The sequence below is a fragment of the Pseudomonas sp. RL_105y_Pfl2_101 genome (assembly GCF_963970585.1).
Taxonomy (GTDB): domain Bacteria; phylum Pseudomonadota; class Gammaproteobacteria; order Pseudomonadales; family Pseudomonadaceae; genus Aquipseudomonas.
In genome coordinates this window covers 162416-184513 of sequence record NZ_CAXAPG010000002.1, presented here as the reverse complement: position 1 = coordinate 184513, position 22098 = coordinate 162416, and the positions used below count along the sequence as shown (strand labels likewise).

The following is a 22098-nucleotide window of genomic DNA, read 5'->3' as shown; positions in this document are numbered from 1 at the left end:
CACGCTCCCTCGCCACAAAGGCCGGCGCCAGTGCGGTCAGCCGTCTTTCAGCGGTTCCCAAAACCCTTAATGGCTGAAACAATACCAGCCACCTTAAAAGTGTTTGTTTCAAGGGAGTTACGGGTGCAGATTCAAGGCCATTATGAACTTCAGTTCGAGGCGGTGCGTGAAGCGTTCGCGGCGCTGTTCGATGATCCCCAGGAGCGCGGCGCGGCGTTGTGCATCCAGGTGGGTGGCCGCACGGTGATCGATCTGTGGGCCGGTACCGCCGACAAGGATGGCCATGAAGCCTGGCACAGCGACACCATCGCCAACCTGTTTTCCTGCACCAAGACCTTCACCGCCGTCACCGCCCTGCAACTGGTGGCCGAAGGCAAGTTGCAGCTGGATGCCCCGGTAGCCCGCTATTGGCCCGAGTTTGCCGCAGCCGGCAAGCAATCCATTACCCTGCGCCAGTTGCTCTGCCATCAGGCCGGGCTGCCGGCGCTAAGTGAATTGCTGCCGCCCGAAGCGCTTTATGACTGGCAAACCATGGTCGATGCCCTAGCCGCCGAAACACCTTGGTGGACGCCGGGCGAGGGCCACGGTTATGCCGCGATCACCTATGGCTGGCTGATCGGCGAGCTGCTGCGCAGGGCCGATGGGCGTGGCCCGGGTGAGTCCATCGTGGCTCGCGTTGCCAAGCCGTTGGGCCTGGATTTTCATGTTGGTCTGGCCGACGAGGAGTTTCATCGTGTGGCCCACATCGCCCGTGGCAAAGGGAACGTCGGCGATGCCGCGGCCCAACGCCTGTTGCAGGTGACGATGCGCGAACCCACGGCCATGACCACCCGGGCCTTCACCAACCCGCCGTCGATCATGACCAGCACCAACAAACCGGAGTGGCGGCGCATGCAGCAACCGGCGGCCAATGGCCACGGCAACGCCCGCAGCCTGGCCGGGTTCTATGCGGGGCTGCTGGACGGCAGCCTGTTGGAAGGTGAAATGCTCGACGAACTGACTCGCCAGCACAGCTTTGGCGAGGACAAGACTTTGTTGACCCAGACCCGTTTCGGCCTGGGTTGCATGCTCGACCAGCCGGATGTGCCGAATGCGACTTTCGGCCTCGGCCCACGGGCGTTCGGTCATCCAGGGGCCGGGGGCTCCACGGGGTTTGCCGACCCGGAGCATGATGTGGCTTTTGGCTTCGTGACCAACACGCTCGGACCTTTTGTATTGATGGATCCGCGTGCGCAGAACCTTGCGAGGGTACTAGCCACTTGTCTATAAAACGCCATTGAAGGCGGCGGGCACCGGAACCTCGTGGCCTTTCCAGTTTCCAAACGACTGTTTATGCGGCCAAAACATGGCCTTGTTTTTTCATTTAGATCATTTTGTGGATATCCAATGTCATCGAATAAAACCCTCGCTCTGGCGCTGTGTTTCGCTATCACCGGTTGCGCACAAACCCCACAAAATGATGCCGAGGGCGGCGGTAGCTGGTGGTCGTTCGGTTCTTCCGACAAGGTGGTGGCCAAGGAAACGGCGCCAGCGGCGCCTCTGAAAACGGCCGCCGTCGCACCGCAAGCCAAGGCGCAGAGCGCTACCCACGGGTGGTGGCCGTTCTCTTCCGATGATGCGGCCGATGTTGCGAAGAAAGATGCCGCCAAGTCCCAAGACAAGCCTGATGCCAAGGCGCCGACCGTTGCCAAGGCCAAGGCCAAGGCCAAGGCCAAGGCCAAGGCCAAGGCCGAAGCCGAAAGCAACGGCAAGTGGTGGTGGCCGTTTGGTGGCAAGGATCAGGAAACCGCCAAAGCGGTGCCGATGCCTGATCCGAAAGTCACCCAGGCCTGGCTCGACGACTACGAGCCAAAGTTGCGCAAGGCTGTCCAGGACAGCAAGCTCGAACTGTCGCGCCGCGACAACGTGTTGGTGGTCACCGCACCGGTGGACGGCTCCTTCAACCCGGACCGCCCAGCCATGCTGCTGCCCGTGATCCTAGGGCCGTTCACCCGGGTGGCGAAGATCCTTGAAGCCGACCCCAAGGCCGCCGTACTGATCCTCGGTCACGCCGATACCTCGGGTGCCGCACCTGCGAACCTGAAGCTCAGCCAGGAGCGTGCCCAGTCCGTGGCGGCGATTTTCCGTCTCAGCGGTCTGCAACGTGATCGCCTGATGCTGCGCGGCATGGGCGCAGTGGCGCCACGTGCGGCCAATGACAGTGTGCAAGGGCGTGCCTTGAACCGTCGCGTGGAACTGCTGGTCACACCGGCCAACACCATGGTTGCGCTGCTGAGCAAATACAACATGCCGGCCCCTGCGCCAGTGAGGCTGGTGGCGGTCCAGGACGTGAAGCCCGTGGCCCAGGCTCCAGCACCTGCGGCAAAAAAAGCCGTGACCCCAACCAGCAAAAAAGCACCGGCCAAGAAAGCCGTGGCCAAGGCGCCTGCCAAGAAAGCTCCAGCCAAGGCCACTACCCCTGCGAAGAAAACCCAACCGGCCAAAGCCACCACCGGTGCCAAGAAAGTCGCGGCCGCCGGCACCCCCAAGCAGTGATGGGCTAACCACAAGGAACGCGCCATGACCCAACCGCTGGCAGATATGCGCCGCGACTACACCCGCGATGGCTTGACCGAGGCACAAGCCCCGGCCGAGCCGTTTGCACTGTTCCACCAATGGTTTGCCGACGCGGTGAAAACCGAGCAGGTCCCGGTGGAGGCCAACGCCATGACCCTGGCAACGGTGGATGCTCAAGGGCGCCCGCACTGCCGAATCCTGCTGCTCAAGGGCCTGGACACCCTGGGCTTCACGTTCTTCACCAACTACGACAGTGCCAAGGGCCAGCAACTGGCCGCGAATCCATTCGCGGCCATGACGTTTTTCTGGCCAGCCCTGGAGCGTCAGGTGCGCATCGAGGGCAAAGTGGTGAAGGTCACCGCGCAGGAGTCGGACGCCTATTATCAGGTTCGCCCGCTAGGTAGCCGTCTCGGCGCCTGGGCTTCACCCCAGAGCCGGGTAATTGCAGGGCGTGGTGAGCTGGACGACCTGCTCAAGGCCACCGAGCAACGTTTCAGTGACAGCCAACCGCATTGCCCGGAACATTGGGGTGGTTATCGTTTGCTGCCCGAGCGCATCGAGTTCTGGCAGGGTCGTCCGAGCCGCCTGCACGATCGCCTCAACTACCGCCTGCAGGGGGCGAACTGGACGTGCGAGCGTCTGGCGCCTTAGCTTCGGGGTAACCTGCCGCAGCGGTTTTAAGCCATTGCGGCAAGTCCCGGCGCTTGACCCCTTGCTCCCGGGCGCGGGTCAATTGTTGCAGCATGTAGGTCTTCTTCTGCTCATCCTGCCCCGCCAGGGACAGCGCCAGGTCGCGGTCCATCCAGTGTTTGATTCGTACGTACAGCCACCAGTGGAAGTACAAACCGGCCACGGTGACCGCGACGATGATGAAATAATCCATGAAAGATCCCCGGGTTGATGACGCAGGTTTCGGAAATTGGCGCTACTGTTTGGTGAATTTTTCGGGTGCACCTGTATCCCACCTGTATGAAAACAATTTTATCCCGGCGAGGCCGTGACAGGCGTCAAGCTGCGGAGTTTAATGAATCCCTGTCTTCTGGAGTTGATGCTATGCGTAAGTCTGTTTTGCTGGTTGCTTCCTTTTCCACGATGGCGATGTTGCTCACTGGTTGTCAGTCGAGCCTGACCGGTGACTCCTACTCCCGTGACGAAGCGCGTCGCGTGCAGACGATTCGCATGGGGACCATCGAATCCTTGCGTCCGGTCAAGATCGAAGGCACCAAGACCCCGATCGGCGGTGCAGCCGGTGCGGTGGTGGGTGGTGTCGGCGGCAGTGCCATCGGTGGTGGCCGTGGCAGCATTGTCGCTGCTGTGATCGGCGCGGTAGCTGGTGGCCTGATTGGTTCTGCTACTGAAGAAGGTCTGACCCGTACCCAGGGCGTGGAAATCACCGTTCGTGAAGATGACGGTAGCATGCGTGCCTATGTGCAGCAGGTTCAGGAGAACGAGGTGTTCCGTGTGGGTGAGCGGGTTCGTATTTCCACTGTGGGTGGTACGAGTCGCGTATCGCACTAAGCTTGGTTAGGTAAGAGAAAAAACGGCGCTTGTTCCTGAATGGGAACGCGCCGTTTTTTATGGCTTCGTTTCGGGGGACGGGGTGTATATCCGTTACCGCAGCAACGGATATGCACACCCCTCCTGGCAGCCAGGAGTCAGCCAGGCAATGCAGGCTGCTTGCGACTGGCCGCCGCCGTCACCGCATAACCGAGCAACGCCGCCAGGATCGAACCAGTGAGAATCCCCATCCGGTCCATACCGGCGTAGTCACTTACGCCTGGCTCGAACGCCAGGGACCCGACGAACAGGCTCATGGTGAACCCGATACCGCACAGGATCGCCACACCCAATACCTGGCCCCAGTTGGCGCCTAGGGGCAGGCTGGCGATGCCGATTTTCACGGCCAGCCAGGTCAGGCCGAAGACGCCGACGGTCTTGCCCAGCAACAGGCCAATGGCAATGCCCATTGGCACATGATGGGTGAAGCTTTCGACGGTGACGCCGCTCAGGGATAGGCCTGCGTTGGCGAAGGCGAACAGCGGCAGGATGCCATAGGCCACCCAGGGATGCAGCGCATGTTCCAGACTCAGCAGCGGCGAAGTCTCGGCGTTTTTCGTGCGCAGCGGGATGCAGAACGCCAGGGTCACCCCGGCTAGGGTGGCATGGACACCGCTCTTGAGCACGCAGACCCACAGAATCAAGCCGACAAGCATGTAGGGCCCTAGCTTGACCACGCCCATCCGATTCAACGCCACCAGCGTGGCGATGCAGGTTGCCGCCAGTATGAGCGACAGGGTGGACAGGGCGCCGGAGTAAAAGATCGCGATGATGATAATGGCGCCCAGGTCGTCGATGATCGCCAGGGTCATCAGGAACAGCTTGAGCGACACCGGTACCCGCTTGCCGAGCAAGGCCAGCACGCCGAGGGCGAACGCGATGTCGGTGGCCGTCGGAATAGCCCAGCCGGAGAGGGCGGGGGGATTGTCGCGGTTGAGGAACCAGTAGATCAGCGCCGGCACCACCATGCCGCCAATCGCCGCCGCACCCGGCAAGACGATTTGCGACGGTTTCGACAGTTGCCCGCCGAGGACCTCTCGCTTGACTTCGAGGCCGATGAGCAGGAAGAACATCGCCATCAGGCCGTCGTTGATCCACAGCAACAAGGGCTTGGCGATCTTCAACGCGCCGACCTGGGCGACCACCGGGGTGTCCAGCAGGCCGTTATACAGCCAGGACAGCGGCGAATTATTGATGGCCAGGGCCAGCAGGGCGGCGGCGATCAGCAGTAGGCCACTGGCAGCCTCCAGTTGGAAAAAACGGGTCAGAGAATTGCGTAGAGCCACGATCGCTCTCCATTCATTGAATCAAAAAGATGGCACACCCTAACTCGTACTGTTAGTTGTTAAAACAAAAGTTATATTCTTTTTTGTTATATATCGTTACAACGCCTGCTCCACGCAGTCGGGCAGTTATGGGCCATATTGGACCTTAGCTGTACCTGTGCGCGATGTCGGTTTTTTCCTAAGCTTGCGACTGGTTTTCCGAGACCAAGTTGCACCTGCATGACCATCAGGTTTCCCCGCGTCGAACCGAGCCAGTGAGAAAACACCATGAATGACCATCGCCAGTGGGTGCGCGAAGCGATCCGCATCATCGAGGCTGACTTCCAGCGCAGCGCCGATACCCACCTGATTCCGCTGCCGCTGCCTGGCCTGCCGGGCATCGAACTGTATTTCAAGGATGAGTCCAGCCATCCCACCGGCAGCCTCAAGCACCGACTGGCTCGTTCGCTGTTTCTCTACGCGTTGTGTAACGGTTGGCTCAAGCCCGGTGCGCCGGTGATCGAGGCTTCCAGCGGCTCGACGGCGATTTCCGAGGCTTATTTCGCCAGGTTGCTGGGCTTGCCGTTCATTGCAGTGATGCCGGCGACCACCTCCCGGGAAAAAATCGCACAGATCGCTTTCTATGGCGGCCAGAGTCATCTGGTGGACGATCCCACGCAGATATACGCCGAGTCCGAACGCCTGGCCCGCGAGCATGATGGGCATTTCATCGACCAATTCACCTATGCCGAGCGCGCCACGGACTGGCGGGCCAACAACAATATTGCCGAGTCGATCTTCCAGCAGATGCGCTTCGAGCGGCACCCGGAGCCGAGCTGGTTGATTTCAAGCCCCGGCACTGGCGGCACCACCGCCACCCTGGGGCGCTACGTGCGTTATCGCCAGCACGGTACCCGCGTGCTGTGTGCTGACGCCGAGCGTTCGGTGTTCTTCGACTATTACCGCAGCGGCGATGCCAGCCTGCGCCTGGATTGCGGTTCACGCATCGAAGGCATCGGCCGGCCACGGGTCGAAGCGTCGTTCTTGCCGAAAGTCATCGATGCGATGGTCAAGGTCCCGGACGCCTTGTCATTGGCGGCCATGCATTACCTGGCCCTACGCTTGGGACGACGGGTCGGCGGGTCCACCGGTACCAATCTGATCGGCGCACTCATGGCGGCCCGGCAGATGGTGGATGCGGGAGAGTCGGGGTCGATCGTGGCGATTTTGTGTGATGGTGGTGAGCGCTACGCCACGACCTATTACGACCCAGCGTGGCTCAAGGCCCAGGGGTATGAGCTGAGTGGGCTGATGGACATCGTGGCGGCGTGTGTGGAACGGGGCGAGGCGCTGCCGGAGAGTGTGTTGCGGGCCAATATCTGACCCCGAAGACACTGAGGTTTTTTGTGGGAGCGGGCTTGTGTGGGAGCTGGCTTGCCCGCGATAGCATCACCTCGGTTCACCTGATAGACCGAGTTGCTTGCATCGCGGGCAAGCCCAGCTCCCACAAAGGCTCTCCCACAGTGGGGAGGTGTCAGGCCTCGAGGCCGAGGATATCCCGCGCCACCGCCTCGGCAATCCGGATCCCGTCCACGCCCGCCGACAGGATCCCGCCAGCATAACCGGCGCCTTCTCCGGCCGGGAACAGGCCCTTGACGTTCAGGCTCTGCAGCGATTCGTTGCGGGTAATGCGCAGGGGCGATGAGGTGCGGGTTTCGATGCCGGTCAGCACGGCGTCGTGCAGCGAGTAACCGCGAATCTGTTTCTCGAACGCCGGCAAGGCTTCGCGGATGGCTTCGATGGCGAAATCCGGCAGAGCCAGGGCCAAGTCACCCAGGGACACCCCTGGCTTGTAGGACGGTTCGACGCTGCCCAGTGCTGTAGACGGCTTGCCAGCGATGAAATCACCCACCAGTTGCGCCGGGGCCTCGTAATTGCTGCCGCCGAGTACGTAAGCGTGGGATTCCAGGCGCTCCTGCAACTCGATCCCGGCCAGCGGGCCACCCGGATAATCCACTTCCGGGGTAATGCCGACGACGATGCCGGAGTTGGCGTTACGCTCGTTGCGCGAATACTGGCTCATGCCGTTGGTCACGACGCGGTTCGGCTCGGACGTCGCGGCCACCACGGTGCCGCCCGGGCACATGCAGAAGCTGTACACCGAACGACCATTCTTGGCGTGGTGCACCAGCTTGTAGTCGGCGGCCCCAAGTTTCGGGTGGCCGGCATACTTGCCCAGGCGCGCGCTGTCGATCAGCGATTGCGGGTGTTCGATACGGAAACCCACCGAGAACGGCTTGGCTTCCATGTACACGCCGTGGCTGTGGAGCATGCGGAAGGTGTCCCGGGCACTGTGGCCCAGAGCCAGGATCACATGTTTCGAATGAATCTGTTCGCCGCTGGCCAGTTCGACGCCGAGCAGTTGGCCGTCCTCGATCAGCACATCGGTGACCCGCTGCTGGAAGCGCACTTCGCCGCCCAGGGCGCGAATCTGCTCACGCATGGTTTCCACCACACCTGTCAGACGGAACGTGCCGATGTGCGGCTTGCTGACATAGAGGATTTCTTCCGGCGCACCGGCCTTGACGAATTCGTGCAGAACCTTGCGACCAAGGAATTTCGGATCCTTGATCTGGCTGTAGAGCTTGCCGTCGGAAAACGTCCCGGCGCCGCCTTCACCAAATTGCACGTTGGATTCGGGGTTGAGCACGCTTTTGCGCCACAGGCCCCAGGTGTCCTTGGTGCGCTGGCGCACTTGCGGGCCACGCTCGAGGATGATCGGCTTGAAGCCCATCTGCGCCAGCAATAGGGCGGCGAAGATCCCGCACGGGCCGAAGCCGACCACGATCGGCCGCTCGCTCAGGTCAGCCGGTGCCTGGCCCACCACTTTATAGCTGACATCCGGCGCCTCGTTGACGTTACGGTCATCGGCGAACTTGCGCAGCAGGCTGGCTTCGTCGCGTACCGTCAGATCGATGGTGTAGATGAAGCACAGTTCGGAGGATTTCTTGCGCGCGTCGTAGCTGCGCTTGAACAAGGTGAAGTCGAGCAGGTCATCGCTGGCGATGCCCAGGCGCTGCACGATGGCGGGGCGCAGGTCTTCTTCTGGGTGGTCGATCGGCAGCTTGAGTTCGGTGATTCGTAACATGGTGGGATCCGGTTCGCGGGATGCACAACTGCACCAGGGCGTGAACCGGCGATTATAAGCCAAAACCGGCGAATCAGTCGTTGCGTGCGCCACCGAAGTAGGCGCAGCCACGCTGGACCTGGCCATTGACCCGCAGTTCGGCGCTCATGTGCTGCACACTGCCGTTGACGCTGTCGACGCAGCGCTGAGCGGCCACCCAGAGCTCGACCTTCTGGCCGTTGGCTTCGGTGCTGAGATTGAAGCGGCCATCGCCCAGTTGTTCTTCAAGGTAAGGCACCGCCAGCGTCGGTTCGCCTTCACGCTCAAGCACCATGCCCTTGCCGCTGGCCTTGAGGTTCCATTCCGGGCCGTGACCGGCGGCACGCAAGACCAATCGTTTGAAATTAACGTCCTCGCAAGCGCTGCCCGAGCGCTCCAGGCGATACAACTGCTCCAGGTCCAACTGGCTGTCGGTGCCAGCCACTGTGCTGGAGACGATAGGGCCGCGCACATCGGCAAACAGTTTGCCCTGGTCATCGGCCAGACCGGCGGCCTGCTGCAGCACGCTGGTGCCACCGCTGTCGTTGACGATGTAGCGGCGCTGTTCCTGGCACGGCTGGAACACCAGCTTGCCATCGGCTGCCGTCAGCTCGCCCTGCATGCGCGTCTGGCCGGCGTGGGAGGCGCTCTGACGAGGGGCATCGAGCAATTGGCAGCCGCTGAACAGCGGCAGGAGGGCGACAAACAGCAGGGAGCGGGCGGCACGCATCATTGGGTCTCCAGACAAGTGCCGCCACGTTACTCAGACTGATCCCACACCACAACCCATAGAAGTTGCGTGGGAGCTGTGTAGGAGCTGTCGAGTGCAACGAGGCTGCGATCTTTCCCCTGGCAATTGAGTCTTGAGTGAAAGACCAAAGATCAAAAGATCAAAAGATCAAAAGATCGCAGCCTGCGGCAGCTCCTACGGGTAGGGCGTCGGTTAGCCCACGTGAAAGGTCTGACCGGTTTGCAGGCCTTCGACACTCTTGGCGTAGGCCAATGCGACATCGGCGGCCGGGACGGGTTTGTAGCCGCGAAAGTATGGGGCGTATGTGTCCATGGCTTCCAGCAACACGTTCGGGCTCACCGAGTTGACCCGCAAGCCCCGTGGCAATTCGATTGCTGCGGCGCGCACGAAACTGTCCAGGGCGCCGTTGACCAGGGCCGCTGAAGCAGCACTTTTGATCGGATCGTGGCTGAGGACGCCGGTGGTGAAGGTGAAGGACGCACCGTCGTTGGCGAATTCGCGACCGATCAGCAGCAGGTTGACCTGGCCCATCAGCTTGTCTTTCAAACCCAGGGCAAAGCTGTCTTCGGTCATGTCGTCCAGGGGCGTAAAGGTGACGTTGCCGGCGGCGCAAACCAGGGCATCAAAAGGGCCGGTCTTTGCGAACAGCGCGCGAATTGAGGCGCTGTCGCTGATATCCACCTGCAGTTCACCGCTGTGGCGGCCGATCCGCACGATTTCGTGGCGCGGTGATAGTTCGTGATCGATGGCCGAACCGAGGGTGCCGTTGGCGCCGATCAACAGGATTTTCATGAGCTGTTCCTCAAAGGATTGAATGAGTTTTCAGTCTAGAGAGGTTCTTTGTGCTGATAATCATGCTAATAGGCAACCTTTGGTTTTCAATTGGAAACAATCCAATGAGCGAAATGGATGACCTGGCGGCGTTTGCCGTGTTGATGGAGGCTGGCAGTTTCACCTTGGCGGCCCAGCAGTTGGGGTGCAGCAAGGGCCAGTTGTCCAAGCGCATCAGTCTGTTGGAGAGGCGGTTTTCGGTGGTGTTGCTGCAACGCACTACGCGGCGCCTGAGCCTCTCGGCGGCGGGGGCGGCGTTGCTGCCCCAGGCCCAGGCGCTGCTGGTGCAGGTGCAAAGGGCACGTCAGGCTTTGGCCCGGTTGAAGGACGATATTTCCGGACCGGTGCGTATGACGGTTCCGGTTTCGTTGGGCGAAACTTTCTTCGAAGGCTTGCTGATGGAGTTCGCTGGCAGGTATCCCAACGTGCAGATTGAACTCGAGCTCAACAACGGTTACCGAGACCTGACCCGCGATGGCTTCGACCTGGCGATACGCTCCGATGCCACCATCGATGAGCGGCTGGTGGCCCGGCCGTTGCTGGCGTGGCACGAAATGACCTGCGCCAGCCAGGCCTACCTTGAGCGCTATGGCGAACCCGAGACGCCCCTGGCCCTGGCCGAGCACCGTTGCCTGCTCAACAGCCACTACAGCGGCCGGGAAGAATGGCTTTACCACCAGCAACACGAACTGCTACGGGTCCGAGTGTCGGGGCCGTTCGCCAGTAATCACTACAGCCTGTTGAAAAAAGCTGCCCTGGCCGGCGCCGGGATCGCCCGGCTGCCGTCGTACCTGCTGCATGAAGAGTTGGCCGACGGACGCCTGCACTGGTTGCTGCGCGACTACCAGACCCGGCGCATGCCGATGTACCTGGTGCACCCGTACCAGGGTGGACTGCCCAAGCGCACCCAAGTGCTGGCTGACTATTTGATCGACTGGTTCAAGCGCAGTGGTGAGGCGTTGGATCGGCTCAAGTAACAAGGGGCTCAACCCATTGGATAGCCCTTGTGGGAGTTTCTAGTCGCAATCAGCGGGCGTAACGCTTGGCAATCAGGTGATCGATTGACAACACCCCAGGCCCACGGGCCATCAGGTAGAGCAATACCGCCGCCCACGTGCCGTGGGTCGGGTAGGCGCCCGGGTAGACGAACAACTGGATGGTCACCGTCATGCCCAGCAAGGCCAGCGCTGAAAAGCGTGTCGCCAGGCCAAGCAGGATCAGGACCGGGAACACATGCTCGGCAGAGGCCGCCAGGTACGCAGCCAGTTCCGGCGACAGCAACGGCAGGGCATATTCGCTTTTGAACAGGGGAATGGTCGAGTCCGCCAGCCGTGGCAGACCGATCTGGAAGGTGCCGTCGAACAGGTCGATGGCCAGGCCTTCGATTTTGGTCTGGCCGGATTTCCAAAACACCGCGGCAATCGAGAATCGCGCGATGAAGGCGATCAGACTGTGGGGGATTTTCTCCAGCCATTGAATGGAACCGGCAATCAGGGCGTTCATGGGGACACCTGTTCAGCTAGGAGATGAGTGATAGCTCTGTGGCGAATGAGCCCCGCCAGGGTCTGTTCCAGGTCGAGGTCGATTGAGGCTTCAATGGCAGTGGTCAGGGACAGCCCTTGTTGCAGGGCGGTGATGAACTCATGGGCCGCGTGATCGATCGCGAACACTTGGACGTCGAGGTCGTTGCGCAGCACCAAGGCGTTTTGTGCAACAAACGCCTCGAACGGCACGGGCGTCTCGTGCTGATGGGCGGCCCAGATCGTCACCACGGCGAAGGGCGATTGCAGCAGCCGCAGTGACGGGTGCAGGCCGATCTTCAGATGCCTTGGCTGTGTGGGGGACGACAGCGCCTCGATGATCCGTTCTCCGGCCATGGGCTCGGCGTCGGCGGCATGCCAGGCTTGCACCTGCAGTCGCTCCAGTCGGGCGACATCTGCCAGGTACGGTACGCAGGCGGCGGGTTCGAAGCGTTCGATGAACCCGGCAAAATCATCCCCGTAGTCGCTCATCACCGGGCTTCGCGGTGGCGCCGACTGGACGTAGACCCCAGCCATGCCTCGGAAAAAATCCTCGCCCACCAGTTGCGCCACCACCGGGTAATTGTCGGCCAGGGCGTTGATCAATGAGCTGAGCACGTTGTTGCGGTACACCGCGAAGCGGCTCTGTGGGTCGGCGCCGTTGGCGCTGATCAGGCCGCAGGGGCACGCCTTGCGCGGGTCGAGCAGGGCGGCGGCGAATGCGCGCTGCCCGCTCATGACCGGACTCCTGCGGTATTTAAAAGTTGATCGGCCTGACGCGCTTCGGCCAACAGCACCTCCCATGGGGGGATGTGGTTGTCGCGCTCGATCAAGGTGGCTACCGGCCCGATCTGCTCCAGAACCTTGAGGTACAGTTGCCAGACTGCGTTGTCGATTGGCGCGCCGTGGTCGTCTATCAACAGACGCTCGCCAAGGCTGTCGGTGTCTTCGGCAAAGCCGGCCAGGTGGATTTCACCGGTCGCTTGCAGGGGGAGGGCATCGAGGTAGGCCTGCGGATCGCGGCAGTGGTTGACGCACGAAACGTAGACATTGTTCACATCCAACAGCAGGCCGCAGCCGGTGCGACGAATGACTTCGCTAATGAAGTGTGGCTCGTCGAGTGTCGAGGCTTCGAACGCCAGATAGGTCGCCGGGTTTTCCAGCAACAGCGTACGTTTGAGGCTCGACTGCACCTGGTCGACGTGTTCGCAGACACGGTCGAGGGTCGCTTCGTCGTAGGCCAGGGGGAGCAGGTCGTTGAGAAACATCGGGCCGTGGCTGGACCAGGCCAGGTGTTCGGAAAAGGATTGGGGCTGATAGCGTTCGATCAATGCGGCCAGGCGCTGCAAATGCGCGACATCCAGGGGCCCCTCCCCACCGATAGACAGGCCGACGCCGTGCAGCGACAGCGGGTACTGTTCGCGTATCCGCCCCAGGAAGTGATGAAGCGGCCCACCGGCCACCATGTAGTTTTCCGCGTGCACTTCGAAAAAGCCCAGGTCCGGTCGGGTCTGGAGCACCTCACGAAAATGCTCGCTCTTGAGCCCCAACCCTGCCCTTGGCGGCAGCCGGTTATCTGTGGCGAGGGTAGGGGTAGTCAACATGGTGACGGGCCTCAGGCAGATGCGATCAAGACTTGGCTTTGAAGGCTTCGAGTTGGCCGAAACCAGTCGGGGAGGTTTTGCTTTCCATGGTGGTGCAAGTGCCTTTGGGTACCGATTTCCAGGCGTTGCCCTGATAGTCCATTTTTGCCGTACCGGCGCAGGTGGTGCCGGCGCCGGCGGCGCAGTCGTTCTTGCCTTTGAGGGCAACGCCGAAGCATTTTTCCATGGTGTCGTCGGCTGCGTGGACGGTCGAGACGGCTGTCATGCTCAGGGCGGAACCCAGGGCCAGGATCAGGGCGGTGGCGGACAGGGTGCGGGTCGAAGCAGTCATGATGATTCTCCAGTCATTCAGGGAAATGAACCGGCGTTAGCGCCGGTCTACTGAACTAGAGAGGGGAGGTGGACGAGTGTTACAGCGGGGCCTCGATTTTTTTTGTTTACCCCCGAAACCCAATGAGTTGAGAGTTGACGGTGTGGGAGCAAAGCTTGCTCGTGAAACAGGCGCCTCGATTGCTGAAAAAACGCATCGCCTTCAGCGCGGGCAAGCCTTGCTCCCACAAAAAAAACGGCCCGAAGGCCGTTTCTTTCATCGCAACGGATTCAACCGCCCAGGTACGCCTCGCGCACTTTCGGATCGGTCAGCAGGGCTTCACCGGTACCTTGCATCACCACGCGACCATTCTCCAGCACGTACGCCCGGTCGGCGATTTTCAGCGCCTGGTTGGCGTTCTGCTCCACCAGGAACACCGTCACGCCATCCTTGCGCAGTTGTTCGATGATGTCGAAGATCTGCTGGATGATGATCGGTGCCAGGCCCAGGGAAGGCTCGTCGAGCAGCAGCAGCTTGGGCTTGCTCATCAGTGCACGGCCGATGGCGAGCATTTGCTGTTCACCGCCGGACATGGTGCCGCCGCGCTGGCTAAAGCGCTCTTTCAGGCGTGGGAAAAGGTGCAGGACCTTGTCCATTTGTTCCTGAAAATCGCCCTTGTCGGTGAAGAATCCGCCCATGGCGAGGTTTTCTTCCACGGTCAGCCGGGCAAATACCCGACGACCTTCCGGCACCACCGCGATGCTCTTGCGCATGATCCGTGATGAGTCCTGGCCCACCAGATCCTCACCCATGTAGCGGATGCTGCCGCTGTGGGCCTGGGGCGAACCGCAGAGCGTCATCAGCAGGGTGGATTTGCCGGCGCCGTTGGCACCAATCAGCGTCACGATTTCGCCCTGGCGGACTTCGACGTTGACGCTGTGCAAGGCCTGGATCTTGCCGTAGAAGGTGGAAACGTTTTCGAATTGCAGCATTTACGCTTCCCCCAGATAGGCTTTGATCACTTCAGGATTGTCTCGGATCTGTTCCGGTGAACCATCGGCCAGCGGTGTGCCCTGGTTGATCACGACGATGTGGTCGGAAATGCTCATGACCAGCTTCATGTCGTGCTCGATCAGCAGCACGGTGACGTCGTGCTCCTCGCGCAGCACGCCGATCAGCGCTTTGAGGTCTTCGGTTTCCTTCGGGTTCAGGCCGGCGGCCGGTTCGTCGAGCATGAGGATCCGCGGACGGGTCATCATGCAGCGGGCGATTTCCAGGCGCCGTTGTTGACCGTAGGCCAGCGTCCCGGCGGTACGGTTGGCGAACTCCTTGAGGTTGACCTTCTCCAGCCAATACTCGGCGAACTCCATGGCCTCGCGTTCGCTCTTGCGGAACGCAGGGGTCTTGAACAGGCCGGCAAGGAAGTTGGTGTTCAGGTGACGATGCTGGGCGATCAACAGATTTTCGACTGCCGTCATGTCCTTGAACAGCCGCACGTTCTGGAAGGTGCGCACCACACCCTTGCGGGCGATCTGGTGACCGGGCAGGCCCTGGATCGGCTCGCCGTCCAATAGGATAGTGCCGCCGGTAGGTTGGTAGAAGCCGGTCAGGCAGTTGAACACGGTGGTCTTGCCCGCGCCGTTGGGCCCGATCAGGGCGACTACCTGTTTTTCTTTCACGGTCAGGGCCACACCATTGACCGCCAGCAGACCGCCGAAGCGCATGCTCAAGTTTTCGACTTTCAGAATCTCGCGGCTCATTTGCGCAGCTCCATGTGGGGGCGTTGCATAGGCAGCAGACCTTGAGGACGCCAGATCATCATCAGCACCATCAAAGCGCCGAACATCAACATGCGGTATTCGCTGAACTCACGCATCATTTCGGGCAGCAGGATCATCACGATGGCCGCCAGGATCACGCCCAACTGCGAGCCCATCCCGCCCAGCACCACGATGGCGAGGATGATCGCCGACTCGATGAAGGTGAAGGATTCCGGCGTCACCAGACCCTGGCGGGCGGCGAAGAAACTGCCGGCAAAACCGGCGAACGCAGCGCCGAGGGTAAAGGCCGACAATTTGATCACGGTTGGGTTGAGACCCAGGGCACGACAGGCGATTTCGTCTTCACGCAACGCCTCCCAGGCGCGCCCGATGGGCATGCGCAGCAGGCGGTTGATGACGAACAGCGCGGCCAGGGCCAGCAACAGGGCAACCAGGTAAAGGAAAATCACCTTGTTGATCGAGTTGTATTGCAGGCCGAAGTACTCGTGGAAGGTCTGCAGGCCTTCGGCGGCTTTACGCTCGAAGGTCAAGCCGAAGAATGTCGGCTTCTCGATGTTGCTGATGCCGTTCGGGCCACCGGTGATGCCGGTGAGGTTTCGCAGGAACAGGCGGATGATCTCGCCGAACCCCAAGGTCACGATCGCCAGGTAGTCACCGCGCAAGCGCAGCACTGGGAAGCCCAGCAGGAACCCGAAGGTGGCTGCCATCATCCCGGCGATTGGCAGGCAGATCCAGAAGCTCAGGCCGAAGTAGTGGGACAGCAGCGCATAGCTGTAGGCCCCGACGGCGTAGAAACCGACGTAACCCAAGTCCAGCAGGCCAGCCAGGCCCACCACGATGTTCAGGCCGAGGCCGAGCATCACGTAGATCAGGATCAGTGTGGCGATGTCCACCGCGCCGCGAGAGCCGAAGAACGGCCAGACCAGTGCCAGGACGACCAGGGCCAGGATGATCCAGCGCTGGGTGGTCGGCAGGGTCAGGAAATTGCTGGCCTTGGCCGGGATCGCCGGCAGGCCGGGCGAGGACTTCCACATGGCGCTGATCTGCGTGCTGAACAGCACGCGCAGGAACATCAGCAGCGAACACACGGCGATGGTCGCCAGGATGGCCGGGCTGGAGCCGTGTACTTCCAGGTTGATGCCGACGATGGTCAGTTTAAGACCGAGTACCGGGTAGGCCACGGCCCAGACCAGCAGCGCGCTGAAGAGCGCCGATTTGAGATGTCTAGTCATACTTTCTCAACCTCCGGGCGGCCCAGGATGCCGGTCGGCCGGAATAACAGAACCAGAACCAACAAGCCGAATGCCACGACGTCCTTGTACTGGTCGCCGAAGATGTCGGCGCCAAAGGCTTCCGCCACGCCCAGCACCAGCCCGCCGAGCATCGCGCCGGGGATGCTGCCGATGCCGCCCAGAACCGCGGCGGTGAAGGCTTTCAGGCCCACGAGGAAACCGGCGTTGGGGTTGATCACGCCATATTGCATGCTCAACAGCACCGCGGCGATGGCCGCCAGGGCCGCACCGATGACGAAGGTCAGGGCAATGATGTTGTTGGTGTTGATGCCCAGCAGGTTGGCCATCTTGATGTCTTCGGCGCAGGCGCGGCAGGCGCGGCCCAGGCGGGAACGGGAGATGAACAGCGTCAGGCCGAGCATGGCGACCAGGGTCACCACGAACACCACGATTTGCATGTAGGAAATCAGCACTTCCTGTGCCCCCCCTGGCCCGAAGGTAACGTTACCCGGAATCAGGTTGGGAATGGATTTGTCCTTGGAGTCTTGCGAAAGCAGAACAGTGTTCTGCAGGAAGATCGACATGCCGATGGCGGAAATCAGCGGGATCAGACGGTTGCTGCCGCGCAAGGGGCGGTAGGCGATCCGTTCGATGCTGTAGCCATAGGAACTGGTAACCACGATGCTCGCGATGAAAGCCGCGGTCATCAACAGCGGGACACTGTCGAGTCCCATCATGGCCAGCCCGGCGATGGCGATGAACGCCACGTAGGAGCCGATCATGTACACCTCGCCGTGAGCGAAGTTGATCATTCCAATGATGCCGTAAACCATCGTATAGCCGATGGCGATCAGGGCATACGTGCTGCCAACGGTCAGGCCGTTAACCAGCTGTTGGAAGAAGTGATAGATGTCAGGCATTACAGCGCTCCTAAAAACCTGATACGCATTTCACTGGTGGAGTCATTTTCCCGCCCGGGTCCCGCAGATCTGCATCCACTTCGAACACGAGGTTTGCCAGCGAACCGCTGATGACGGTTTTGAGATTTTCAGGTGGGGAGACTGGCGGATCACGCCAGCGCGGCCCAATACATTTAAAACAAAGCCCACGGCACGCCGTGGGCTTTATTGGCAGTCAGTCAGGCCAGGCCTTACTGAGGCGAGGCTTCGGTTTTAGGTTTGCCGAAATGCCACTCGTAGACCACGAACTTGAAGTCCTTCAGGTCGCCTTTCTCGTCGAAGCTCAGGTCGCCGGTTGGCGTCTTGAAGGTGCCGGCGTGGATGGCTTCAGCCACTTTGGCTGTGTCTTCGCTCTTGGCGGCTGCGATACCACCGGCAATCACCTGGACAGCGGAGTAGGACGGGAACACGAACGGACCGCTCGGGTCTTCTTTCTTGGCCTTGAACGCTTCAGCCAGGGCCATGTTGGCCGGATCCTGGTCGAAGGATTTCGGCAGGGTCACCAGCAGGCCTTCGGAAGCCTCCTTGGCGATTTGCGAGATGGAGTCGTTACCCACGCCTTCCGGACCCATGAACTTGGCTTTCAGGCCTTTTTCCTGGGATTGACGCAGGATCAGGCCCAGCTCAGGGTGGTAGCCGCCGTAGTAGACGAAGTCGACGTTGGCTTGCTTGAGCTTGGCGATTATCGAGGAAAAGTCTTTGTCGCCGGCATTCACGCCTTCGAAGACGGCAACCTTGACGTCTTTGCCTTCGAGGGTTTTCTTCACGGCGCTGGCGATGCCTTCACCGTACTGCTGCTTGTCGTGCAGGACCGCAACGACTTTCGGCTTGACGTGGTCGGCGATGTAGTTACCGGCCGCAGGGCCTTGGGCGCTGTCCAGGCCGATGGTGCGGAAGACCATTTTGTAGCCGCGAGCGGTGATGTCCGGGCTGGTAGCGGCCGGGGTGATCATGATCACGCCTTCGTCTTCATAGATATCCGAAGCCGGCTGGGTGGAGCTGGAGCACAGGTGGCCGACCACGAACTTGACGCCGTCGTTGACGACTTTGTTCGCGATCGCGACCGCTTGTTTTGGATCACAGGCGTCATCGTATTCAACGGCGGTGAGTTGCTTGCCGTTGACGCCGCCCTTGGCGTTGATTTGTTCGATGGCCATTTTGGCGCCACTGAACTCCATGTCGCCGTATTGGGCTACAGGGCCGGTTTTTGGGCCGGCGATGCCGATCTTGATGGTGTCGGCGGCAAACGAATGGCTGGCAACCCCGGCCAGAACCATAGCGGCAAACAGTTTGGAAATCTGCTTAGTAGCCTTAGTCATAGTGCTCCACTCATGCTGTTGTAGTTTTTATAGCCCTGGCGCCGTAGCAGCAGAACCGGGTCAGATATCTTCGATACCCCCGCGGAAAATGCCCCCGGCAACTGTACCGGTACAGTGTAGAGCGCCGATTGTTGGCAAGGGAAGCTGGCGCTTGGGGGCAAAACCTGAGGGTGTCGCGTAATTGAAAGAAAAAGACAGAATAGCGGCGGGGTTCGTCCGGTCAAATCGGCAATCCTTGGCTTTCCTGCACTTTTCAATCGGTACTGCAATTGCTACCGGGTTTTTCTACCAGACCACCGACGTTATCATTCGCGCCGATTTCTTTTCCGGACAGGTCCCATGAATCAAGAACCTAGCACCCTCTATGCCAAATTGCTTGGTGAAACCGCATCGATCACCTGGAAAGAGCTGGAGCCGTTCTTTGCCAAGGGTGCCCTATTGTGGGTCGATCCGGCCCTGGATTTGATCGCCGCCGCCGAAGCCGTCGCCCAGGATGAAGGTACCAAAGTCGCCGCCTGGCTGGCCGCCGACCAGGTCGCCAAGCTGTCTGAAACGCGGGCGCTGGATTTTCTGGAACGCGATCCGCAACTTTGGGCGGTGGTGGTTTCGCCCTGGATTATGATCCAGGAAAGGGCGTCGAACTGATCGATGCACCAAGTTGGTTCGTGTTCGGATGGGCAAGAAAGTGTGTAGGTGAGTAGCGTGATTGCGTCCTGCCGTGGCGAAACGCCACAGGGGAGGGTGACGTATACGTAACGGGAACAGTTTATGGAGCAGCCTTTGGGCTGCTTAATTGTTTCTGAATGTTGTTTTCGCGGTGTGGCTGAGGCCGTCATCGCGAGCAGGCTCGCTCCCACAAGGGGACCGCATTCTTTCAGAAAGACTGCGATCAAATGTGGGAGCGAGCCTGCTCGCGATTGGGGCACCACACATCAATAAGTCTTGCCCGTATGGTTATTAAGGGAAATAACCTTGGTCTTGCCAATGCGATGACGGTAGATTTCGCGCAGGTATTTGATGGCCTTTTTTACGCAGTCGCGGGACAGGCGGATGTCGTTGATCGAGACGAACTTGTCCTTGTCGTTAATCAGCTCGCGATACTTCTTCTCGTACATCGGCTTGATCGCGTACCAGTTGGTGTCGAGGATCTTCGCCGGGTTTTCGAATTCGTTGAGCAGGTCGTCGATATGTTCTTCGTCGAAGTCTTCATTGATGATGAAGTCCAGGATCGAGTTGTCCAGGGTGTCGTCGAAGCGGTACGGGTTGCGGGCGAAGCAGCGTTTGATGAAGGCCACGATCAGGGTCAGGAAATCATCCGACAGGCACGGGCTCTTGGCGATCAGGGTGGTGAGCGACAGGTTGGCCGACGCGCCGATCACCAACGCGTAACGTTTGAGGGTGGTGTTGGGGAACAGGCTGTTGAGGTGGGTCTTGAGCCGATTCAGGTCCATGTAGGACAGCTTGTAGTCCTTGGGCAGGGAGACGATGGAGACCACCGACGAGCAATTCTTGAAAAAGTGCAGGTCATGCAGGGCCGCGGCGTCGTAGCCGGAATTCTTGTACTGCTCAAGGGATGCCCGGTAGCGCTTGGATTCGATCGGCAACAGGCTGATGCCTTCGATGGCTTGGGTGACTTTGTTGAAGTGCGGCAGGTCGATGGAGCGGAAAAACAGGTCGTCGATGTTCAGGCGTGGAGGCTCTTTCTCGAACACCTTGAACTTGTCGCCGCTTGGCGCCGGGGTTTCCGGGACGACGGACTCGGCGTAGGCAATCGCTACCGGACCGGCCAGGCTCATGAACAGGTCGTTGGCGTCCAGGCGAATGGTTTCACCAATGTCGATGCCAGCACGGCGGAAATAGTTCTGGTCGTAGTCGGTGGTGACCGCCTGGGCCGTCAGGATGTTGAAGATCTGCTGGGAGATGTACTGGTTGGCGTGCTTCTCCATGGCATTGACATCAATGTTCTGGATATTGCCGTCATCGCTCTCTTCGGCGTAGCGCATGATGTCGTTGGAGATCAGCATCATCGCGTTCCAGGGGCGGATACGGCCCATCACGCTGGCTTCGCTGCTGTCTTCGTTGGCGAAGTTGTACGAGAAATCCCATTCTTCCGACAGGTATTTGCACAGCAGGCGTCCGGCGTTGATGTGCAAGGCCTCGGACATTTCGCTGCGGTGGTCGGAAATGTTCGGCAGCACGCAGATGCCACTGGTGAAAATCGGTTCGAAGACGAAGGAGTGACCGCTCTTGCTGTCGTGTTCGTCCATCGGCTTGGTGTCGAACGTCTTGTTCATGTACGAGTATTGCTGGGCCAGGCCGAACTCCGAGGCCATGCCCGAGCCGGTACCGCCGCCGGCACTGAAGATCGAGAAGTACAGGCGCGACTGGTTGGCCTTGATGCCACAGCTGTCGATCAGGTACGAGTGGATCATCTTCCAGTCGGGGCTGGAGAATCGCTGGGTGTCCTTGTTCAGGATGATCTTGGCCAGGTACTGGCCCAGGATCGGCGCGTTACCGGCGCCACCGGCGTGGACCTCCGAGAGGTCCATGATCTTCATTTTGCTGTAGTCGCGTAAAAAGCCGCTTTTCTCGCCCTTGCGCGAGAAACGGATACGCCCGGCGATGTCCTTGTCCAAGTCGCCGAGCATCACCAGCGGTTCCACCAGGAACACCGGTTTGCTGGCCTTGCTGCTGCCCAGGCGCAGGTTGTTGCGGATCCACTGCGCGGGGCTGTAGCCCTTGTCGCTGTAGCCCTTGTCTTCAGCGTTGAATTCGTTGAGGTAGAACTTGCGGGCGTTGTACACCAGTTCTGCCACGTCCAGGGCGATGTTGGAGCCGCAGCGTCCCAGACCGATCAGGCACACCGACGGGAACTCCTGCTGGGCTCGATCGTTCTCGTCTTCTACCAGATGGGGCGGTCGCGGAAACACCGCGTCGCGCAGGCCATCGAGGTTGTCGAGGATCCGATCGGTGTTGGTTTCGGTGAAATACAGATACTGCTGAGTCGACAGGGGACGCGAGCTACTCGGTGGTTTCGAGGCTTCAGGGCCGTTGGCGGCCGGGCTCAGGGTCAGATCGGATACCGCAGTGGCTGTTTTTTTGGAAGTCATTGTGCGCCGTATGCCTGAACTGGTTGGTTCGACGAGCGCTGTCATCGAACCATCGCGGATGGGAGCTCGCGTCCTTGGATGGCGCGAAGGTCGGCCCGAGCGTTCAGGGCTATGGCCTGAGCGCCGCTCGAGAGATT

The 22098-nt window shown here is 60.5% G+C and carries 22 protein-coding genes; 7 read left to right on the top strand and 15 right to left on the bottom strand.

Annotated elements, in window-relative coordinates:
* Positions 1–123 precede the first annotated feature (123 nt).
* The 3 genes from AACY31_RS03515 to pdxH all read left to right on the top strand — a co-directional run bounded on the left by AACY31_RS03515 (position 124) and on the right by pdxH (position 3207).
* Positions 124–1269, top strand: a complete 1146-nt coding sequence (locus AACY31_RS03515) for a serine hydrolase domain-containing protein (protein ID WP_339503852.1) — start codon at positions 124–126, stop codon at positions 1267–1269.
* A 117-nt stretch (positions 1270–1386) separates the two neighbouring features.
* Complete coding sequence (locus tag AACY31_RS03510; protein ID WP_339503850.1) at positions 1387–2535, top strand: OmpA family protein; 1149 nt, start codon at positions 1387–1389, stop codon at positions 2533–2535.
* Positions 2536–2559: 24 nt separating this feature from the next.
* Positions 2560–3207, top strand: coding sequence for a pyridoxamine 5'-phosphate oxidase (gene pdxH, locus AACY31_RS03505; protein WP_339476063.1), 648 nt, complete (start codon positions 2560–2562; stop codon positions 3205–3207).
* Here pdxH and AACY31_RS03500 read toward each other — a convergent pair.
* The gene (locus tag AACY31_RS03500; protein WP_339476061.1) at positions 3155–3439 is read right to left on the bottom strand and encodes a hypothetical protein; all 285 of its coding nucleotides are present in this window, start codon (positions 3437–3439) and stop codon (positions 3155–3157) included. The two genes, pdxH and AACY31_RS03500, sit on opposite strands and share 53 nt — an antisense overlap.
* Before the next feature lie 170 nt (positions 3440–3609).
* Here AACY31_RS03500 and AACY31_RS03495 point away from each other — a divergent pair, with 170 nt between their 5' ends.
* Positions 3610–4074, top strand: coding sequence for an outer membrane lipoprotein (locus AACY31_RS03495; RefSeq protein ID WP_024776354.1), 465 nt, complete (start codon positions 3610–3612; stop codon positions 4072–4074).
* 137 nt (positions 4075–4211) lie between these two features.
* Here AACY31_RS03495 and nhaA read toward each other — a convergent pair whose 3' ends face one another.
* The gene (gene nhaA, locus AACY31_RS03490) at positions 4212–5399 is read right to left on the bottom strand and encodes a Na+/H+ antiporter NhaA (RefSeq protein ID WP_339491526.1); all 1188 of its coding nucleotides are present in this window, start codon (positions 5397–5399) and stop codon (positions 4212–4214) included.
* A 267-nt stretch (positions 5400–5666) separates the two neighbouring features.
* Here nhaA and AACY31_RS03485 point away from each other — a divergent pair, with 267 nt between their 5' ends.
* Positions 5667–6761: a PLP-dependent cysteine synthase family protein gene (locus tag AACY31_RS03485; protein WP_339503848.1), complete on the top strand. Its 1095-nt coding sequence runs from the start codon at positions 5667–5669 to the stop codon at positions 6759–6761.
* Positions 6762–6912: 151 nt separating this feature from the next.
* On the opposite strand, the gene AACY31_RS03480 is transcribed toward AACY31_RS03485, so the two are convergent.
* The 3 genes from AACY31_RS03480 to AACY31_RS03470 all read right to left on the bottom strand — a co-directional run bounded on the left by AACY31_RS03480 (position 6913) and on the right by AACY31_RS03470 (position 10087).
* Positions 6913–8526 (bottom strand): NAD(P)/FAD-dependent oxidoreductase, encoded by a 1614-nt coding sequence (locus AACY31_RS03480; protein ID WP_339476054.1) that lies wholly within the window; start codon positions 8524–8526, stop codon positions 6913–6915.
* Between the two features lie 73 nt (positions 8527–8599).
* A complete protein-coding gene (locus tag AACY31_RS03475) occupies positions 8600–9274 on the bottom strand; it encodes a COG3650 family protein (RefSeq protein WP_339503917.1) in 675 nt (224 codons plus the stop codon).
* Between the two features lie 213 nt (positions 9275–9487).
* Entirely contained in the window at positions 9488–10087 is a 600-nt protein-coding gene (locus tag AACY31_RS03470; RefSeq protein ID WP_339476049.1) for a short chain dehydrogenase, read from the bottom strand.
* Between the two features lie 104 nt (positions 10088–10191).
* Here AACY31_RS03470 and AACY31_RS03465 point away from each other — a divergent pair, with 104 nt between their 5' ends.
* The gene (locus tag AACY31_RS03465) at positions 10192–11103 is read left to right on the top strand and encodes a LysR family transcriptional regulator (protein ID WP_339503846.1); all 912 of its coding nucleotides are present in this window, start codon (positions 10192–10194) and stop codon (positions 11101–11103) included.
* Positions 11104–11152: 49 nt separating this feature from the next.
* On the opposite strand, the gene AACY31_RS03460 is transcribed toward AACY31_RS03465, so the two are convergent.
* The 9 genes from AACY31_RS03460 to AACY31_RS03420 form a co-directional block, all read right to left on the bottom strand.
* Positions 11153–11629 carry a DoxX family protein gene (locus tag AACY31_RS03460; RefSeq protein ID WP_339476046.1) on the bottom strand — a complete coding sequence of 159 codons (477 nt, stop codon included), beginning with the start codon at positions 11627–11629 and terminating at the stop codon, positions 11153–11155.
* Positions 11626–12384, bottom strand: coding sequence for an HvfC/BufC N-terminal domain-containing protein (locus AACY31_RS03455; RefSeq protein ID WP_339476043.1), 759 nt, complete (start codon positions 12382–12384; stop codon positions 11626–11628). The genes AACY31_RS03460 and AACY31_RS03455 overlap by 4 nt, the downstream gene beginning before the upstream one ends.
* Entirely contained in the window at positions 12381–13250 is an 870-nt protein-coding gene (bufB, locus tag AACY31_RS03450) for an MNIO family bufferin maturase (RefSeq protein ID WP_339476042.1), read from the bottom strand. The genes AACY31_RS03455 and bufB overlap by 4 nt, the downstream gene beginning before the upstream one ends.
* A 25-nt stretch (positions 13251–13275) precedes the next feature.
* A complete protein-coding gene (locus tag AACY31_RS03445) occupies positions 13276–13581 on the bottom strand; it encodes a BufA1 family periplasmic bufferin-type metallophore (RefSeq protein WP_014336888.1) in 306 nt (101 codons plus the stop codon).
* A 269-nt stretch (positions 13582–13850) separates the two neighbouring features.
* A complete protein-coding gene (locus AACY31_RS03440) occupies positions 13851–14552 on the bottom strand; it encodes an ABC transporter ATP-binding protein (RefSeq protein WP_339491523.1) in 702 nt (233 codons plus the stop codon).
* Entirely contained in the window at positions 14553–15320 is a 768-nt protein-coding gene (gene livG, locus AACY31_RS03435; RefSeq protein ID WP_339476035.1) for a high-affinity branched-chain amino acid ABC transporter ATP-binding protein LivG, read from the bottom strand.
* Complete coding sequence (locus tag AACY31_RS03430; RefSeq protein ID WP_339476032.1) at positions 15317–16573, bottom strand: high-affinity branched-chain amino acid ABC transporter permease LivM; 1257 nt, start codon at positions 16571–16573, stop codon at positions 15317–15319. The genes livG and AACY31_RS03430 overlap by 4 nt, the downstream gene beginning before the upstream one ends.
* Positions 16570–17493: a high-affinity branched-chain amino acid ABC transporter permease LivH gene (gene livH / locus AACY31_RS03425; protein ID WP_339476029.1), complete on the bottom strand. Its 924-nt coding sequence runs from the start codon at positions 17491–17493 to the stop codon at positions 16570–16572. The genes AACY31_RS03430 and livH overlap by 4 nt, the downstream gene beginning before the upstream one ends.
* A gap of 230 nt (positions 17494–17723) precedes the next feature.
* The gene (locus tag AACY31_RS03420; protein WP_339476026.1) at positions 17724–18851 is read right to left on the bottom strand and encodes a branched-chain amino acid ABC transporter substrate-binding protein; all 1128 of its coding nucleotides are present in this window, start codon (positions 18849–18851) and stop codon (positions 17724–17726) included.
* A gap of 339 nt (positions 18852–19190) precedes the next feature.
* Between AACY31_RS03420 and AACY31_RS03415 the strand changes: the two genes are divergently transcribed.
* Positions 19191–19496: a DUF2288 domain-containing protein gene (locus tag AACY31_RS03415; RefSeq protein ID WP_339476024.1), complete on the top strand. Its 306-nt coding sequence runs from the start codon at positions 19191–19193 to the stop codon at positions 19494–19496.
* 287 nt (positions 19497–19783) lie between these two features.
* On the opposite strand, the gene AACY31_RS03410 is transcribed toward AACY31_RS03415, so the two are convergent.
* Entirely contained in the window at positions 19784–21961 is a 2178-nt protein-coding gene (locus tag AACY31_RS03410; protein WP_339476021.1) for a hypothetical protein, read from the bottom strand.
* Between the last annotated feature and the right edge of the window lie 137 nt (positions 21962–22098).

Coding starts and splice junctions, on each gene's coding strand:
- AACY31_RS03510 (WP_339503850.1), top strand. CDS start 1,387: ATGTCATCGAATAAAACCCTCGCTCTGGCGCTGTGTTTCGCTATCACC.
- pdxH (WP_339476063.1), top strand. CDS start 2,560: ATGACCCAACCGCTGGCAGATATGCGCCGCGACTACACCCGCGATGGC.
- AACY31_RS03500 (WP_339476061.1), bottom strand. CDS start 3,439: ATGGATTATTTCATCATCGTCGCGGTCACCGTGGCCGGTTTGTACTTC.
- AACY31_RS03495 (WP_024776354.1), top strand. CDS start 3,610: ATGCGTAAGTCTGTTTTGCTGGTTGCTTCCTTTTCCACGATGGCGATG.
- AACY31_RS03485 (WP_339503848.1), top strand. CDS start 5,667: ATGAATGACCATCGCCAGTGGGTGCGCGAAGCGATCCGCATCATCGAG.
- AACY31_RS03480 (WP_339476054.1), bottom strand. CDS start 8,526: ATGTTACGAATCACCGAACTCAAGCTGCCGATCGACCACCCAGAAGAA.
- AACY31_RS03475 (WP_339503917.1), bottom strand. CDS start 9,274: ATGCGTGCCGCCCGCTCCCTGCTGTTTGTCGCCCTCCTGCCGCTGTTC.
- AACY31_RS03470 (WP_339476049.1), bottom strand. CDS start 10,087: ATGAAAATCCTGTTGATCGGCGCCAACGGCACCCTCGGTTCGGCCATC.
- AACY31_RS03465 (WP_339503846.1), top strand. CDS start 10,192: ATGAGCGAAATGGATGACCTGGCGGCGTTTGCCGTGTTGATGGAGGCT.
- AACY31_RS03460 (WP_339476046.1), bottom strand. CDS start 11,629: ATGAACGCCCTGATTGCCGGTTCCATTCAATGGCTGGAGAAAATCCCC.
- AACY31_RS03455 (WP_339476043.1), bottom strand. CDS start 12,384: ATGAGCGGGCAGCGCGCATTCGCCGCCGCCCTGCTCGACCCGCGCAAG.
- bufB (WP_339476042.1), bottom strand. CDS start 13,250: ATGTTGACTACCCCTACCCTCGCCACAGATAACCGGCTGCCGCCAAGG.
- AACY31_RS03445 (WP_014336888.1), bottom strand. CDS start 13,581: ATGACTGCTTCGACCCGCACCCTGTCCGCCACCGCCCTGATCCTGGCC.
- AACY31_RS03440 (WP_339491523.1), bottom strand. CDS start 14,552: ATGCTGCAATTCGAAAACGTTTCCACCTTCTACGGCAAGATCCAGGCC.
- livG (WP_339476035.1), bottom strand. CDS start 15,320: ATGAGCCGCGAGATTCTGAAAGTCGAAAACTTGAGCATGCGCTTCGGC.
- AACY31_RS03430 (WP_339476032.1), bottom strand. CDS start 16,573: ATGACTAGACATCTCAAATCGGCGCTCTTCAGCGCGCTGCTGGTCTGG.
- livH (WP_339476029.1), bottom strand. CDS start 17,493: ATGCCTGACATCTATCACTTCTTCCAACAGCTGGTTAACGGCCTGACC.
- AACY31_RS03420 (WP_339476026.1), bottom strand. CDS start 18,851: ATGACTAAGGCTACTAAGCAGATTTCCAAACTGTTTGCCGCTATGGTT.
- AACY31_RS03415 (WP_339476024.1), top strand. CDS start 19,191: ATGAATCAAGAACCTAGCACCCTCTATGCCAAATTGCTTGGTGAAACC.
- AACY31_RS03410 (WP_339476021.1), bottom strand. CDS start 21,961: ATGACTTCCAAAAAAACAGCCACTGCGGTATCCGATCTGACCCTGAGC.